Annotated in this window: 11 protein-coding genes and 1 tRNA gene; 11 read left to right on the top strand and 1 reads right to left on the bottom strand. The window is 71.9% G+C overall.

The genetic code is table 11. The features are described 5' to 3' along the window. The first annotated feature begins 85 nt into the window (after nucleotides 1-85). From QM772_RS03270 to QM772_RS03250, 5 genes are all read left to right on the top strand, one after another. Nucleotides 86-178, top strand: a tRNA-Ser gene (locus QM772_RS03270). 276 nt (nucleotides 179-454) lie between these two features. After that, on the top strand, nucleotides 455-1,393 hold the full coding sequence (gene imuA, locus QM772_RS03265; protein ID WP_415134028.1) for a translesion DNA synthesis-associated protein ImuA: 939 nt from the start codon (nucleotides 455-457) through the stop codon (nucleotides 1,391-1,393). A gap of 163 nt (nucleotides 1,394-1,556) precedes the next feature. Then, complete coding sequence (locus QM772_RS03260) at nucleotides 1,557-3,161, top strand: hypothetical protein (RefSeq protein ID WP_415134027.1); 1,605 nt, start codon at nucleotides 1,557-1,559, stop codon at nucleotides 3,159-3,161. Nucleotides 3,162-3,296: 135 nt separating this feature from the next. Then, nucleotides 3,297-6,866 carry a PHP domain-containing protein gene (locus tag QM772_RS03255; protein ID WP_415134026.1) on the top strand — a complete coding sequence of 1,190 codons (3,570 nt, stop codon included), beginning with the start codon at nucleotides 3,297-3,299 and terminating at the stop codon, nucleotides 6,864-6,866. Next, nucleotides 6,866-7,453 carry a 2'-5' RNA ligase family protein gene (locus QM772_RS03250; RefSeq protein WP_415134025.1) on the top strand — a complete coding sequence of 196 codons (588 nt, stop codon included), beginning with the start codon at nucleotides 6,866-6,868 and terminating at the stop codon, nucleotides 7,451-7,453. The genes QM772_RS03255 and QM772_RS03250 overlap by 1 nt, the downstream gene beginning before the upstream one ends. Before the next feature lie 33 nt (nucleotides 7,454-7,486). Here QM772_RS03250 and QM772_RS03245 read toward each other — a convergent pair whose 3' ends face one another. Continuing rightward, nucleotides 7,487-7,825, bottom strand: coding sequence for a hypothetical protein (locus tag QM772_RS03245; RefSeq protein ID WP_415134024.1), 339 nt, complete (start codon nucleotides 7,823-7,825; stop codon nucleotides 7,487-7,489). A gap of 268 nt (nucleotides 7,826-8,093) precedes the next feature. Here QM772_RS03245 and alaS point away from each other — a divergent pair, with 268 nt between their 5' ends. The 6 genes from alaS to QM772_RS03215 all read left to right on the top strand — a co-directional run bounded on the left by alaS (nucleotide 8,094) and on the right by QM772_RS03215 (nucleotide 15,490). Beyond that, entirely contained in the window at nucleotides 8,094-10,724 is a 2,631-nt protein-coding gene (alaS, locus tag QM772_RS03240; RefSeq protein WP_415134023.1) for an alanine--tRNA ligase, read from the top strand. Nucleotides 10,725-10,792: 68 nt separating this feature from the next. Continuing rightward, a complete protein-coding gene (locus QM772_RS03235) occupies nucleotides 10,793-11,830 on the top strand; it encodes a 2-dehydropantoate 2-reductase (protein WP_415134022.1) in 1,038 nt (345 codons plus the stop codon). A 386-nt stretch (nucleotides 11,831-12,216) separates the two neighbouring features. Beyond that, nucleotides 12,217-13,185: a Bug family tripartite tricarboxylate transporter substrate binding protein gene (locus QM772_RS03230; protein WP_415134021.1), complete on the top strand. Its 969-nt coding sequence runs from the start codon at nucleotides 12,217-12,219 to the stop codon at nucleotides 13,183-13,185. A 95-nt stretch (nucleotides 13,186-13,280) separates the two neighbouring features. Then, nucleotides 13,281-14,027, top strand: a complete 747-nt coding sequence (locus QM772_RS03225; protein WP_415139439.1) for an SDR family oxidoreductase — start codon at nucleotides 13,281-13,283, stop codon at nucleotides 14,025-14,027. A 33-nt stretch (nucleotides 14,028-14,060) separates the two neighbouring features. Further along, nucleotides 14,061-14,612: a cupin domain-containing protein gene (locus QM772_RS03220; protein ID WP_415134020.1), complete on the top strand. Its 552-nt coding sequence runs from the start codon at nucleotides 14,061-14,063 to the stop codon at nucleotides 14,610-14,612. Nucleotides 14,613-14,623: 11 nt separating this feature from the next. Beyond that, complete coding sequence (locus QM772_RS03215; RefSeq protein ID WP_415134019.1) at nucleotides 14,624-15,490, top strand: alpha/beta fold hydrolase; 867 nt, start codon at nucleotides 14,624-14,626, stop codon at nucleotides 15,488-15,490. Nucleotides 15,491-15,520: the final 30 nt, after the last annotated feature.

Raw genomic sequence — 15,520 nt, 5'->3', positions numbered from 1 at the left:
GCGTATCGCTGCCCCCAAGGGGGCGTGTCAGTGCCTTCGGGCGGCCGGGCGGCGCTGACGGTGGCATAATGCCGGCTTCGCGCCAGGAGACGTGACCGAGTGGCCGAAGGTGCTCCCCTGCTAAGGGAGTATGGGGTGTAGAGCCTCATCGAGGGTTCGAATCCCTCCGTCTCCGCCAAGAACGAGCCCGAGTGATCGATTCACTTGGGCTTTTTCTTTGGCGAAACAACTTCCCGCCCAAACACCCGCCTCAAGCGGGCCCGGCAGCGCCCGCACTTGCGCCGGGCGCTGCGCCTGCGGCGATATCGCCAAGGCTTGCGCCAAGTTGTCAGACAAGGTGTAGAGTGCTGTATTTATATCCAGTTGGATGGCCTGTTGGCGCTGATTGGATTGGGTTACCCCCCTTGCATGCATCCAGTCGTTTGGGTGTTGCTTGAGCAGAAAGTACGGCCCCATGTCTGCCCTGTCCCTGGCTCCATCCTCTGCGCGCAACCCCGTGTGGCGGGCCGACCTGCTGCACGCGGGCGCGTCGGCCAAGGTGGTGGCCACGGGCCATGCCGCGCTGGATGCCGAACTGCCCGGCGGCGGCTGGCCGCTGGACGGCATGGTCGAGCTGCTGCAACCCGTGCTGGGCGGCGTGCCCCTGTGGCCGCTGCTGCTGCCGGCACTGGCGGCGCATCGGCCGGGCAGGGCGGTGGTGCTGGTGGGGGCGCGGCTGCCTTATCTGCCGGCGCTGGCGGCCGCCGGGCTGCCCCCGCAGCGGGTGCTGTGGGTGCCGGACGAGTGCCTGTGGGCGGCCGAGCAGGCGCTGCGCTGCGCCGACGTGGCGGCCGTGCTGGCCTGGCTGCCGCATGCCCGCCAGACTGAGCTGCGGCGGCTGCATTTGGCGGCGGCGCAGCGGGGCGATGGGCTGCTGTTCGTGGTGCGGCCCGCGCCGGCGGCGCGCGAGGCTTCGCCGGCACCGCTGCGGCTGCGGCTGGAATGGGATATGCCAGAACCGCCGCCGGGCCGCCCGAAGGCGGTGAGCGCCCCCTTGGGGGGCAGCGCGGCATGCGAAGCAGCGGAGCGTGGGGGCCCCGAGCCGCCGCCCGGCCGCCCGAAGGCGGCGAGCGCCCCCCTGGGGGGCAGCGGACCACGCGAAGCGGGGGAGCGTGGGGGCCTTTTCGATCCCGCCATGGGGCTGGCGCCGCTGATGGTGGACATCGTCAAGCGGCGCGGCCCGCCGCTGGCCGCGCCGCTGCGCCTGCACGCGCAGCCGCCGGCGCTGCGCGCGCTGCTGGCGGCTGGCGCGGCGCGTCGGCGCACGGGCACGCGGGTGCTGTCGTTCGCGGCCCGGCCGGCCGCCGGGCCAGAAGGAGCGCGCGATGTGGATCGCCTTGCAGTGGCCGCCTGATCCGGCCGTCGCCGGGCCGCTCCCAAGGCGGCCGGAGCCCCCTCGGGGGGCAGCGGACCACGCGAAGCGGGGGAGCGTGGGGGCCACCCCGGCCGTCGCCGGGCCGCTCCCAAGGCGGCCGGAGCTCCCTCGGGGGGCCGCCAGCCAAGCGAAGCCGCGGAGCGTGGGGGGCATTCCAGCCGCCGACGCGCCCGCGCCCGAGGCGCTGGCCTGGTGGGCGCTGCGCTTCACCCCGCACGTCGCCTGGGTGGACGAGGCGCTGCTGCTGGAGGTGTCGGGCACGCTGCGCCTGTGGGGCGGGCGGCGTGCCCTGCTGCAACGCATTCATGAATCAAATCCGCTCCCAGTGCCCGCCAGTCAAGCGCAGGCAGCTACCAGCCTGATAGCACTGGCGCGCTTGCGCACCCCGGGTGCAGCACGCGCAGAAGACATGCCATTGCACGCGCTCAGCGCCGCGCGGCCGCACCTGCCGTTGCTCGCGCAGCTGGGCTGCCGCACCTGGGGCGAGGCGATGGCGCTGCCGCGCGCCGGGCTGGCGCGGCGCTGCGGCCCGGCGCTGGGCCAGGCGCTGGACCGCGCCTTCGGCCGCGCGCCCGACGCCTACCCCTGGGCCACGTTGCCTGAGCGCTTTGTCCAGCCACTGGAGCTGCCCACGCGGGTGGACGACGCGCCCGCCCTGCTGTGGGCCGCCAACCGCCTGCTCACCAACTTGCAACTGTGGCTCCAGGCGCGCCAGCTCAGCGTGCTGGCCATCGAGCTGCGCTGGCGGCTGGACGTGCGGCGCCTGAACGGGCGCGAGCTGCCGCCCACGCAGTCGCTCGTCCTGCGCACCGCGCAGCCGGTGCAGCGCATGGCGCACCTGCGCCGCCTGCTGGCCGAGCGGCTGGCGCGCACCGCCATGCTCGCCCCCGCCGTGGCCCTGCGCCTGCGCGCGCTGCACACCGCGCCCTGGCGCGCCGAGAGCCACAGCCTGCTGCCCGATGAGCAGCGTCAGGGCGAGGCGCTGCACGTCTTCATCGAGCGCGTCGGCGCGCGCCTGGGCGCCGGGCAGGTGCTGGCCGCCGAGCCACGCGCCGATCATCGGCCCGAGTGCCGTCAGGTCTGGCGTCCCGCCGATGCAGTGCTGGCCGAGGCAACGGTGCGCAAAGTTGCCCCCGAGTCGCCGCCCGGCCGCCCGAAGGCGGCGAGCACCCCCCTGGGGGGCAGCGCAGCATGCGAAGCAGCGGAGCGTGGGGGCCCCGAGTCGCCGCCCGGCCGCCCGAAGGCGGCGAGCGCCCCCTTGGGGGGCAGCGGACCACGCGAAGCGGGGGAGCGTGGGGGTACGTTTCTGCCGCCCGGCCGCCCGAAGGCGGCGAGCACCCCCCTGGGGGGCAGCGGACCACGCGAAGCGGGGGAGCGTGGGGGTACGTTTCTGCCGCCCGGCCGCCCGAAGGCGGCGAGCGCCCCCCTGGGGGGCAGCGCAGCATGCGAAGCGGGGGAGCGTGGGGGCTTGTTCCCATGGCCGGATGCGCTGGCGCCCACCTGGCTGCTGCCCGAGCCGCAGCCCCTGGCCGTGCGGGACGGCCGGCCCTGCCATCGCGGCGCCGCGCTGCGTCTGCTGACTTCGCCGCGCCGCGTCGAAGCGGGTTGGTGGAGTGAAGCCGTTTCTCGTGACTACTTCATCGCTCAGGGGGTGGCAGCCGAATTGCTCTGGGTGTTCCGTGAGCGGCCCACGGTGCGGCTGCCCGATGCCACGCCACGCTGGTTCCTGCACGGCCTGTACGGGTGAGCCATGCACGCATCGGCCGCCGTCCACGTCCTGCGCCCGTCTTCAGGCGCGATCCGCCCGCCGCCGGGCCGCCCCCAGGCGGGCGGGGCCCCCTCGGGGGGCAGCGGACCGCGCGCAGCGGGCGATCGTGGGGGCATGTTCTATGCGGAACTGCACTGCCTGACGCACTTCAGCTTCCAGCGCGGCGCCAGCAGCCCCGAGGAACTGGTGCGTCGCGCCTGGGCGCTGGGCTACGCGGCGCTGGCGATCACCGACGAATGCTCCGTGGCTGGCGTGGTGCGCGCCTGGCAGGCGCTGAGCGAGCTGGAAGGCACGCGCTCCGGTGACGAGGAAGAGCTGGCGCTGCTGCACGCCGCCCGCGCCGCCCTCGGCGCGGCCGGGCCGATGCGGCTGCTCTACGGCAGCGAATTCCGCTTCCGATCGGCGAGAGAGCCGGCTGAGCAAGGCACGCTGGTGGCACTGGCGCGCGACCTGGCCGGCTGGGGCGACCTGTGCGGCTTCATCACCCAATGCCGCGCCGCCGCGCCCAAGGGCGAGTACCGCCTGCCGCCGCTGGCCCAGGCGCTGGCCCTGCTCCCCGGCTGCGAACTGCTGTGGGCGCCTGCGCGCGCGGCGCCGGTTGCTCATGATTTCATAGCTGCCAGCGCTTGTCCCATCAGCGCTGGAGGCCATTTTGGCTCGATATCCGCACTGCTCGCCGAACTGCACGGCGACGCCGACGACGCGCTCTGGCTGGCCGCGCTGCACGACCTGTCCGCCGCCAGCGGCCTGCCGCTGGCCGCCGCCGGCGACGTGCAGATGCACGTGCGCGCCCGCAAGCGCCTGCACGACGTGCTGTGCGCCATCCGCCTGGGCCGGCCGGTGCACGCATGCGGCTTCGACCTGCAACCCAACGCCGAGCGCCACCTGCACTCGCACGAGCACCTGGCCGAGCGCTACCCGTCCGAGCTGCTGGCCGCCACGCTGCCCATCGCCGCGCGCTGCGTCTTCAGGCTGGAGGCGGTGCGCTACCACTACCCGCGCGAGTCGGTGCGCGCGGGCCTGACGCCCACCGGGACACTGGCGCAGCTCACGCGCGAGGGCGCGGCCTGGCGCTTCCCGGACGGCGTGGAGCCCCGCATCCAGGCGTGGATCGACCAGGAGCTGGCGCTGATCGCCGCCTGCCGGTACGAGATGTTCTTCCTCACCGTGCACGACATCGTGCGCTGGGCGCGCGCGCAGGGCATCCTGTGCCAGGGCCGCGGCTCGGCCGCCAACTCGGTGGTGTGCTACTGCCTCGGCATCACCGAGGCCGACCCGCGCCATTCGCACCCGCTGCTGGCGCGCTTCATCAGCCGCGAGCGCAGGAACGAGCCGCCCGACATCGACGTCGATTTCGAGCACGAGCGGCGCGAGGAGGTCATCCAGTACATCTACGGCAAGTACGGCCGCCACCGCGCCGCGCTGGCGGCCACCGTCATCACCTGGCGCGCCCGCAGCGCGCTGCGTGACGCCGGCGCCGCGCTGGATATCGACGCGCGGCTGGTGGACGCCTTCGCCAAGGACCACCAGTGGTTCGACGCCGGCCTGCACGCCGGCGAGGTGTCGGCCCGGCTGTGCGCGATGGCCGTGGACTTGGGCGTGCCGCTGCCGCCGGCACGGGCGCGCCTGTGGCTGGAGATGGCGATGCAGCTCAAGGGCCGCCCGCGCCACCTCAGCCAGCACGTCGGCGGCTTCGTGCTGACCGAGACGCCGTTGGTCCGCCTGGTGCCGGTCGAGCCCGCGGCCATGCCAGGTGCCGAAGCGTGGGGCGAGGGGCCCCATGCGCAGCATGGGGATCGACCAGCGCAGGCAGCTGTCAGCGCGGGCCAGCCGGACCTCACTGAATGGCTGCCGCCTCGGCCCGCGCTGAGGCAGGTCATCCAGTGGGACAAGGACGACCTCGAAGCCCTCGGCATGCTGAAGGTGGACGTGCTGGCCCTGGGCATGCTCACCGCCATGCGCCGCTGCCTCGACCTGGTGGGCCGGCGGCGCGGCCGGCCCTTCGGGCGCGCCGACATCCCGCGCGAGGACGAGGCCACCTACGAGATGATCCAGCGCGCCGACACCGTCGGCACCTTCCAGATCGAAAGCCGCGCGCAGATGAGCATGCTGCCGCGCCTCAAGCCCGCGACGTTCTACGACCTGGTGGTGCAGGTCGCCATCGTGCGGCCCGGCCCCATCACCGGCGGCATGGTGCACCCGTACCTGAAGGCGCGCGAGCGCTGGCGGCGCGAGCAGACCTACGCCTGCGAGCGCTCGGCGCACGAGCCGCCAGGCGCCGAGCCCGCGCTCGACAAGGCGCTCAAGCGCACGCTGGGTATCCCCATCTTCCAGGAGCAGGTGATGGAGATCGCCATCATCGCCGCCGGCTTCACGCCCGGCGAGGCCGACGAACTGCGCCGCTCCATGGCCGCCTGGAAGCGCAGCGGCGGCGTGCACAAGTTCGAGGCGCCGCTGAAGGAGGGCCTGCGCCAGCGCGGCTACAGCGCCGACTTCGCCGACCGCATCTTCCAGCAGATCCTGGGCTTCGGCGAATACGGCTTCCCCGAAAGCCATGCCTACAGCTTCGCCCTGATCGCCTACGAAAGCAGCTGGCTCAAGTGCCACGAGCCCGAAGCCTTCCTGGCCGCGATGCTCAATTCACAGCCCATGGGCTTCTACGGCCCCGCGCAGCTCATCCACGACGCGCAGCGCCACGGCGTGCAGGTGCTGCCGCCCGACGTGACCGCCAGCGACTGGGACTGCACGCTTTCCGAATCGGTTTCCAAATTGGGGTCAGATCACGATTTTCTTGAATCAAATCGGCCTCCAGCGTCCATCCATCAAGCGCTGGCAGCTACCAAAACAGAAGCAAACGACCTCGCGCGCCCCGCTGTGCGCCTGGGTCTGCGCCTGGTCAAGGGCTTGGGCGAGGCCGCCGCCGCACGTATCACCCAGGCCCGCGCGCAGGCGCCGTTCACCAGCGTGGACGACCTGGCGCGCCGCGCCGAATTGGGCACGCGCGAGTTGAACCGCCTGGCCGCCGCCGACGCCCTCGCCAGCCTGGCCGGCCACCGCCGACAGCAGGCATGGCAGGGCGCGGGCCTGCTGCCATCGCCCGCGTTGCTGCACGACGCGCCCATCCACGAAGCCCCGCTCACGCTGCCCGCCGCCCCCGAGGGCGAGGAGATCGCGCACGACTACGCCGCCCTCGGCCTGACCCTGCGCCGCCACCCGCTGGCGCTGCTGCGCGCGCGGCTGGCGCGGCGCGGCGTGCAGAGCAGCGCCGAGCTGGCCGCGCTGCCGCACGGCCGCCGCGCCATCGCCTGCGGCCTGGTCACCGGCCGCCAGCAGCCCGGCACCGCCAAGGGCACCATCTTCGTCACGCTGGAGGACGAGACCGGCCCCGTCAACGTCATCGTCTGGAAGAGCGTGCGCGAGGGCGAAGCCCAGCGCAACGCCCTGCTGCGCGCCGAACTGCTGGCGGTGGAAGGCGAGTGGCAGTGCGCCGACGGCGGCGACGAGAGCATCAGGCCCCCACGCCTCCCTGCTTCGCATGGCCCGTTGCCCCCCGAAGGGGTGCTGGCCGCTTTGGGGCGGCCCGGCAGCGGCCAGGTGCGCCACCTCATCGCCCGCCGCCTGCACGACCTGACGCCGCTGCTCGGCCGCCTGGCGGGCAGCATCGCCAGCCGGGACTTCCACTGATGCCTGCCACCACCGCAGATGCACCTCCCAGCCTGTTCGACCTCGACGAGCTGCCCACGCCCGCCGCGCCCCGGCGCCTGTTCACCGGGCTGTTCCCCGACGCCGCGGTCCTCGCCGCCATCGACGCCGCGCGCCGCCACTGGCCCGGCGTGCCGCAGGGGCGTCTGCATCCCGTGCCCGAGCGCCTGCACCTCACACTGCAATGTTTCCACCGGGTGTCCGTGTCGAGCGAACGCGCCTGGCTCCAGAGCCTGCGCTCCCTGCGCTTCGACCCGTTCGAGATCGTCCTGGACCGGGCCGAGCCGTGGCGCACCGACAAGGACCTCATCGTGGTCCTGCGCCCCGCGCCCAGCGCCGCGCTGGCGGCGCTGCACCGCGCCACCGCCCAACTCGCCCGGCGGGCCGGCCTGTACGCCGACACGCAGGGCTTCCGCCCGCACCTGACCACGCTGCGTCATGCCCTGTCCACCGGCCCCATGCCCCTGCGCCAACCCATCCGCTGGACCGTGCGTGGCGTCGATCTCATCTGCTCGGAGCTGCGCCCGCGGCCGCTGCGCTACCACCCGCTGGGGCGCTTCCCGGCGTGAGCGCGCCCGCCGACGGCTGCGCGCCGGGCCTGTTCAGCGGTACCACAGGATCACCACCGTCGTCAGCAAACAGGCCGCCGCGTTGGCCAGGCTCACGCCGATGGCCTTGTCCAGGCGCTGGCCGTTGTGCTCGTACAGCCAGGCGGCCATGGTGACGTTGGCACCGACCCAGGTGAGCCAGGTCCACAGCGAGTGCTGGCTGGAGTCGCGGCTCAGCACGATGGCCCACACGGTGGGCGCGTAGGCCACCAGGCGCGCGGTGGTGAACAGCATGAAGGCCCAGGTCAGCCCTCGCAGGTACCAGGCCCGCCAGCCGATGCGGCGCGGCACGGCGTTGGCCAGGGGCGGGGCGATGGAGGCGGGCGGGTTCATGGCGTGGTGGCCTGGGGCGGCGGTGGGCGAGGTGAGTTTCGGCGCTGCCGCGCAGGCGCACGTCCCTCGTGCGTGGTAAGCCGCCGGCCGCGCCTGGTGATCTGTTCACCAGTGCTGCGCCCCGGGCGCGGGGCTGGCGGCCATGCGGCGGATGCCCCGGCCAGATAAAATCGACCGCTTTGCGTTCGCGCCGCATCCCTGGCGGCAGAGCGCTATCTTTACAGTAGCTGGCGGCGCTTGCCCCACGCGGGCTGAAGGCCGAAAACCCATGAAATCATCGCAGACCCCCATGTCGGTGGCGGATATCCGCAAGAGCTTCCTCGACTTCTTCGAGGGCAAGGGCCACACCGTGGTGCCCAGCAGCCCGCTGGTGCCGGGCAACGACCCGACGCTGATGTTCACCAACTCGGGCATGGTGCAGTTCAAGGACGTGTTCCTCGGCACCGACAAGCGCCCCTACGTGCGCGCCGCCTCGGTGCAGGCCTGCCTGCGCGCCGGCGGCAAGCACAACGACCTGGAGAACGTGGGCTACACCGCGCGCCACCACACCTTCTTCGAGATGCTGGGCAACTGGTCCTTCGGCGACTACTTCAAGAAAGAGTCGATCCAATGGGGCTGGGAGCTGCTGACGAAGGTCTATGGTCTGCCCGCCGAGAAGCTGCTGGCCACCGTCTACATCGACGACGACGAGGCCTACGACATCTGGACGAAAGACATCGGCCTGCCGCCCGAGCGCGTGATCCGCATCGGCGACAACAAGGGCGGCAAGTACAAGTCCGACAACTTCTGGATGATGGCCGACACCGGCCCCTGCGGCCCGTGCTCGGAAATCTTCTACGACCACGGCGCGCACATCCCCGGCGGCCCGCCCGGCAGCCCCGACGAGGACGGCGACCGCTTCATCGAGATCTGGAACCACGTGTTCATGCAGTTCGACATGAAGGAGGACGGCAGCGTCGAGAAGCTGCCCGCGCCCTGTGTCGACACCGGCATGGGCCTGGAGCGCCTGGCCGCCATCCTCCAGCACGTGCACAGCAACTACGAGATCGACCTGTTCCAGAAGCTGATCGCCGAGGCGGCGCGCGCGACGGGCACCAGCGACCTCGCCAACCCCTCGCTCAAGGTCATCGCCGACCACATCCGCGCCACGTCGTTCCTGGTGAGCGACGGCGTGATCCCCGGCAACGAAGGGCGCGGCTACGTGCAGCGCCGCATCATCCGCCGCGCCATCCGCCACGGCTACAAGCTGGGCTGCAAGGCGCCGTTCTTCCACAAGCTGGTGCCCACCCTGGTCGAGTTGATGGGCGCGGCCTACCCGCGCCTGCAAGCCGAAGGCCAGCGGGTGGAAGCCGTCCTGAAGGCCGAGGAAGAGCGCTTCTTCGAGACCCTGGCCAACGGCATGGAGATCCTCGACGACGCGCTGATCGCCGGCCGCAAGGAGCTGCCGGGCCACGTCGCCTTCAAGCTGCACGACACCTACGGCTTCCCGCTGGATCTGACGCAGGACGTGTGCCGCGAGCGTGGCGTCACCGTCGATGTGGCCGGCTTCGACGAGGCCATGGCCGCGCAGAAGGCCGCCGGCCGCGCGGCGGGCAAGTTCAAGATGGACAAGCAGGTGGACTACGGCGGCGCGGCCAACGTGTTCACCGGCTATGACGAGTTGCGCCACGCCAGCAAGGTGGTGGCGCTGTACGCGGACGGCACGAGCGTCAGCGCCCTGAACGAAGGCCAGTCCGGCATCGTCGTGCTGGACGCCACGCCCTTCTACGCCGAAAGCGGCGGCCAGGTGGGCGATGCCGGCGTGCTGGCCGCCGAGGGTGTGGCGTTCGGCGTCGAGGACACGCAGAAGATCCGCGCCGACGTGTATGGCCACCACGGCGTGGTGCAGCAGGGCACGCTGCGCGTCGGTGATGCGGTCGATGCGCGCGTGGATGTCGAACGCCGCGCCGCCACCATGCGCAACCACAGCGTCACGCACCTGATGCACAAGGCGCTGCGCGAGGTGCTGGGCGCGCACGTGCAGCAGAAGGGCAGCCTGGTCGATGCCGAGAAGACGCGCTTCGACTTCGCGCACAACGCGCCCGTCACGCCGCAGCAGGTGGCCGAGATCGAGCGCCGCGTCAACGCCGAGATCCTCGCCAACGCCGCCACCCAGGCGCGCGTGATGGACATCGAGAGCGCGCAGAAGACCGGCGCCATGATGCTGTTCGGCGAGAAGTACGGCGACACCGTGCGCGTGCTCGACATCGGCGCCAGCCGCGAGCTGTGCGGCGGCACGCACGTGCAGCGCACGGGCGACATCGGCCTGTTCAAGATCGTCAGCGAAAGCGGCGTGGCCGCCGGCGTGCGCCGCGTGGAGGCGGTGACGGGCGAGAACGCGCTGGCCTACCTGCAGGGGCTGGAAGCCAGCCTGCACAGCGTGGCCGCCACCCTGCGCGCCCCCGAGGCCGAAGTGCCCGCGCGCCTGGGCCAGATGCTGGAGCAGGTGAGAGCGCTGGAGAAGGAAGTCGCGCAGCTGAAGGGCAAGCTGGCCTCCAGCCAGGGCGACGAACTGGCCGGCCAGGCCGTCGACGTGGGTGGCCTGAAGGTGCTGGCCGCCAAGCTCGACGGCGCCGACGCCAAGACCCTGCGCGAGACGCTGGACAAGCTCAAGGACAAGCTCAAGTCCGCCGCCATCGTGCTGGCCGCCGTCGATGGCGCCAAGGTGCAGCTGGCCGCCGGCGTCACGCCCGACGCGGTGGGCAAGCTGAAGGCCGGCGAGCTGGTCAACTTCGTCGCCCAGCAGGTGGGCGGCAAGGGCGGGGGCAAGGCCGACATGGCGATGGCCGGCGGCACCGATGCTTCGGGCCTGCCCAAGGCGTTGGCTTCGGTTCAGGGCTGGGTGGCCGAGCGGGTGTGACGGCTTCTATTCTCACTTTTTGATAGCTGCCAGCGCTTGCCCCATAAGCGCTGGAGGCCAATTCGACCATGAATCCCGCTGACCGCCCGCCGGACGCCCCCGGCCCCGTGCTGGTGATGGGCGCCGGGGCCGTGGGCTGCTACGTCGGCGGCTGCCTGGCGGCGGCGGGCGTGCCGGTCACCTTCGTCGGCCGCCCGCGCGTGCTGGGCGCGCTGGCCGCGGACGGCCTCACGCTGACCGACCGCGACGGCGCGCGCCGCGTGGTGCCGGCGGCGCGGCTCGCGCTGACCGAGGCGGTGCCCGCCGGGGCGCGGCCGGCGCTGGTGCTGCTGTGCGTCAAGAGCGCGGCCACCGCCGAGGCGGCTGGCCAACTGGCGGCGGCGCTGCCGGCCGGCACGCCCGTGCTGTCGTTGCAGAACGGCGTCGGCAATGCCGAGGTGGCGCAGCAGGCGGCGCCGGCCCTGCGCGTGCTGCCCGGCATGGTGCCCTTCAACGTCGCCGAGGTGGCGCCCGGCGCCTGGCATCGCGGCACGGGCGGCCGGCTGGCCGCGCCGCAGGACGCGGCGCTGGCGCCCTGGGTGCCGGTCTTCGCCGCTGCTGGCGTGCCGCTGGCGCTGGTGCCCGACATCCGCGCGGTGCAGTGGGGCAAGCTGCTCATCAACCTCAACAACCCGGTCAACGCGCTGTCGCGCCTGAGCCTGCGCGACGAGTTCATGCACGCCGGCTGGCGCCGCTGCTTCGCCGCGCTGATGGAGGAGGGCCTGCAGGTGCTGGCCGCCGCCGGCATCCAGCCCGCGCCCTTCGGCGCCCTGCCGCAGGCCAGGATGGTGCGCGTGTTGCGCCTGCCCGACTGGCTGTTCCGCATCGTCGCGCGGCGCATGCTGACCATGGACGCCAAGGCGCGCTCCAGCACGGCCGACGACCTGGCCCTGGGGCGCCGCACCGAGGTGGACGCGCTGTGCGGCGAAGTGGTGCGCCTGGCCCGGCGTCACGGCGTTCAGGCGCCGCGCAACGCGAAGATGGTGCAACTGCTGGACGGCGGTTGGCCCGAGCCGCCGCCGGTGCTGACCGCTCGGCAAGTGCTGCGCGAACTGGGCGTCGCATAGCGCGTGCGCCGCGTCGCGGGCGCCGCGCCTTCAATGCGGGCGATCCGCTGACGACACCTTGGCGCCCTCGGCGTGGGCGCCGCGCGCGCTGCCTGCTGCGCGGCGCGTTCATCGATCCGTCCTCCCCTGCCCGCCGCGCAGTGCGCTCCTGCGTGGTGCCGGCGCCGCTCCGCGGTTGCGCGCGCTATCCCCTCCAAGGCTGGAGTCTGGCACGAATGATGCTTGCTTCATGTTGTCGCGTCAACGAATCAACGATCCCAGGATGAAACAAAATGGCATCAGATATCAGGGTTAACACCTATATTGGAAGTGGATTAATCGCGTATTCTTGCGCAGTTGTTCCAAGAATAAATCAATGTTCCACTAATGAAATAAAGAGACTCGCGATGGTGAAGCGTTGGATAGGGAAATGCCTGGTGGGTGGCCTGTTGGTCGGCGCGGCCGCCGCCATGGCGCAGGGCTGGCCTGCCAAGCCCATCACCATCGTCGTGGCCTATCCGGCCGGTGGCGACACCGACGCGCTGGCGCGCGTGTTCGCCGAGAAGCTGGCTCCCCGCCTGGGCCAGCCTGTGGTGGTGGACAACAAGCCCGGCGCCAGCGGCGTGATCGGCAGCGGCTACGTGGGCAAGGCCGCGCCCGACGGCTATACGCTGCTGATGGCGCCCAGCACCTTCACGATGGCGCAGCTGGTGCTCAAGACCAGCCCCTCGACCGGCTATGACGTGCGCGGTTTCACGCCCATCATCCAGGCGGGCACGCAGCCGCTGTTCATCGTGAGCGGCCCCGGCACCAAGTCCACCACGCTCAAGGCCGTCATGGCCGAATCCAAAGGCAGCGCGCTGGCCTACGGCAGCCCCGGCACCGGCTCGCCGATGCATGTGCTGGGCGAGATGTTCAACAAGACCGCCGGCGCCAACTTCCGCCACGTGCCCTACCGCGGCGTGGCGCCGGTGCTCACCGACCTGGCGGGCGGCCACGTGCCGCTGAGCTGGATGACCTACGGCCCCGTCGAGCCTTACCTCAAGGATGGCAGGCTGCGCCTGCTGGGCGTGGCGCAGGCCGTGCGCTCGCCGCTCGCGCCCGCGGTGCCGACGCTGGCCGAGCTGGGCTACAGGGGCGTCGAGGTCAGCGCCTGGAACGGGCTGTACGGCCCCAAGGGTCTGCCGCCCGAAATCGTGAAGACGCTCAACACGCACCTGAACGAGATCATCCGCATGCCCGAGGTGAGCGAGAAGATGAAGACGCTGGGCGTGCTGCCCCTGGGCGGCGCGCCCGAGGTGCTGGGCAAGACCACCATCGACGATCTGGAGCGCTTCACGCGCGTGATCAAGGAACTCGGCATCCAGGCCGATTGAACGCGAAGGCCGAAAGGGGAAGCGCCATGAGTGAAGCCACGGGTCAGGTCGACGCCGCCAGTCTGCAGAAGCTGCTGGCCGAGGTGCCGCCGGGCATGCTGCAAGGGCGGCGCGTGCTGGTCACGGGCGCGGCGCGCGGGCTGGGCCTGGCTTTCGCCCGGTCCATCGCCAGGGCGGGCGGGCGCGTGGTCATCGCCGACGTGCTGGCCGATCTCGCCGCCACCGAAGCCGAGGCGCTGCGCGGGCGGGGTTTCGACGTGCAGGCGCTGGCGCTGGACCTGTGCGACGCCACTTCCGTCGAAGCCTGCGCCGCCGAGGCCGCACGCCTGCTGGGCGGGCTGGACGGGCTGGTCAACAACGCCGCCATCACCAACTCCGGCGGCAAGGACGCCCACGAACTCCAGATCGACGTGTGGGACCGCGTGATGGACGTCAACGTGCGCGGCACCTGGCTCATGAGCCGCGCCTGCCATGCCGCGCTGGCCGCCAGCGGACGCGGCGCCATCGTCAATCTGGCCTCCGACACAGCGCTGTGGGGCGCGCCCAACCTGCTGGCCTATGCCGCGAGCAAGGGAGCCGTCATTTCGATGACGCGTTCGCTCTCGCGCGAATGGGGCGGCGACGCCATCACCGTGAACGCGGTGGCGCCGGGCCTCACGCTGGTGGAGGCCACCGAATACGTGCCCCAGGCGCGCCATGACAAGTACCTCGAAGGCCGCGCGCTGCCGCGAGAGCAGCAGGCGGCCGACGTCTGCGGCGCGGTGCTGTTCGCCCTGTCGGGCCTGTCGCGCTTCGTGACGGGCCAACTGCTCGCCGTCAACGGCGGCTTCGTGATGCACTGACTTTTTCCCGAGCCACTTCAAGGAGATTCCCCCATGAGCGACAAGACCTGGGACCGCCCCGCGGGCGCCAGCCTCGAAAGCTGGATGAACACGCGCATCGCGCGCTACGCCACCCGAAAGTACGACTGGAACGCGCTGAAGTTCCAGGCCGACTACGACCCCAAGTTCCGCCGTGCGCAGATGCGCTACGTGGGCACCGGCGGCACCGGCGTGGCCAGCGATGTGAACACCGTGCCCTCGCAGAACTTCACCTTCTCCACCATGGTGATCCCGGCCGGCCACGAAGGTCCGCCGCACATCCATACCGACGTGGAAGAAGTGTTCTTCGTCATGCGCGGCAAGCTCAAGCTGGTGATCACCACGCCCGAGGGCGAGCGCTACGAGACCGTGCTGACCGACCGCGACCTGGTCTCGGTGCCGCCGGGCGTGTACCGGGAGGAGATCAACATCGGCGACGAGGACGCGCTGATGTGCGTGATGCTGGGCGCCCAGAAGCCCATCACGCCGACCTATCCCGCGGATCACCCGCTGGCCAAGATCAAGCGTGACCTGGTCGCAGCGGACGCATCGAGCACCGGCGCCTGAGTGGTTGCACCATGGCCGACGCGCTGCCGTCCGCATTGCCCGAGAGCGAGGTCGTGCGCCTGGGCGCCCGCTTTCCCGCGCGCGGGGTCGCGGTGGGCGAGGGCGTGCAGGTGTCGGTGCGCGAATGCGGAGGCGGGAGCGACTTGCCATTGGTTTGTCTGCACGGCATCGGCTCCGGTTCGGCCTCCTGGCTGGAGGTCGCGCAGGCCCTGGCGCCGCGCGCCCGGCTGATCGCCTGGGATGCGCCGGGCTACGGTGAATCGACCCCGCTGGCGGTGGACGCGCCGCGTGGCACCGACTACGCGCAGCGCCTGCGTGAACTGCTCGATGCGCTGGGCATCGCGCGCTGCGTGCTGGTGGGGCATTCGCTGGGCGCGCTGATGGCGGCGCCGGCGGCGCGGGTGGACAGCCGCATCGCGGCGCTGGTGCTGATCAGCCCCGCGCAGGGCTACGGCGCGCCGGGCCGCGAGACCGAGCGCGCGCGGGTGCATGCCGAGCGCATGGCCTCGCTCAACGAGCTGGGCATCGCGGGCATGGCCGCGCGGCGATCGGCGCGGCTGGTGTCCGAGCACGCCTCGCCGCTGGCGCGCCAGTGGGTGCGCTGGAACATGACGCGCCTGCACGAGCGGGGCTACCGCCAGGCCATCGAGCTGCTGTGCGGTGGCGACCTGCTGGCCGACCTGCCGGCGCCCGTGCCCGTCACCGTAGCCTGCGGCGCGCTCGACGTGGTCACGCCGCCGGCCGGCTGTACCGAGGTGGCACAGCACTGCGGCGTGGTGCTGGAATCGATCGCCGACGCCGGCCATGCCTGCTACGTGGAGCGGCCCGAGGCCGTCGCTGCGCTGCTGGGCCGGGTGCTGCACAGCGTAGACGGATGAAGCCGTGAAGAACGAAGACTTCGACGAGGA

It is taken from the genome of Ottowia sp. (assembly GCF_047601385.1).
Classification (GTDB): Bacteria; Pseudomonadota; Gammaproteobacteria; order Burkholderiales; family Burkholderiaceae_C; genus Ottowia.
Note: the sequence above shows the minus strand (reverse complement) of the source record. Positions and strands in the feature narration are given on the sequence as shown.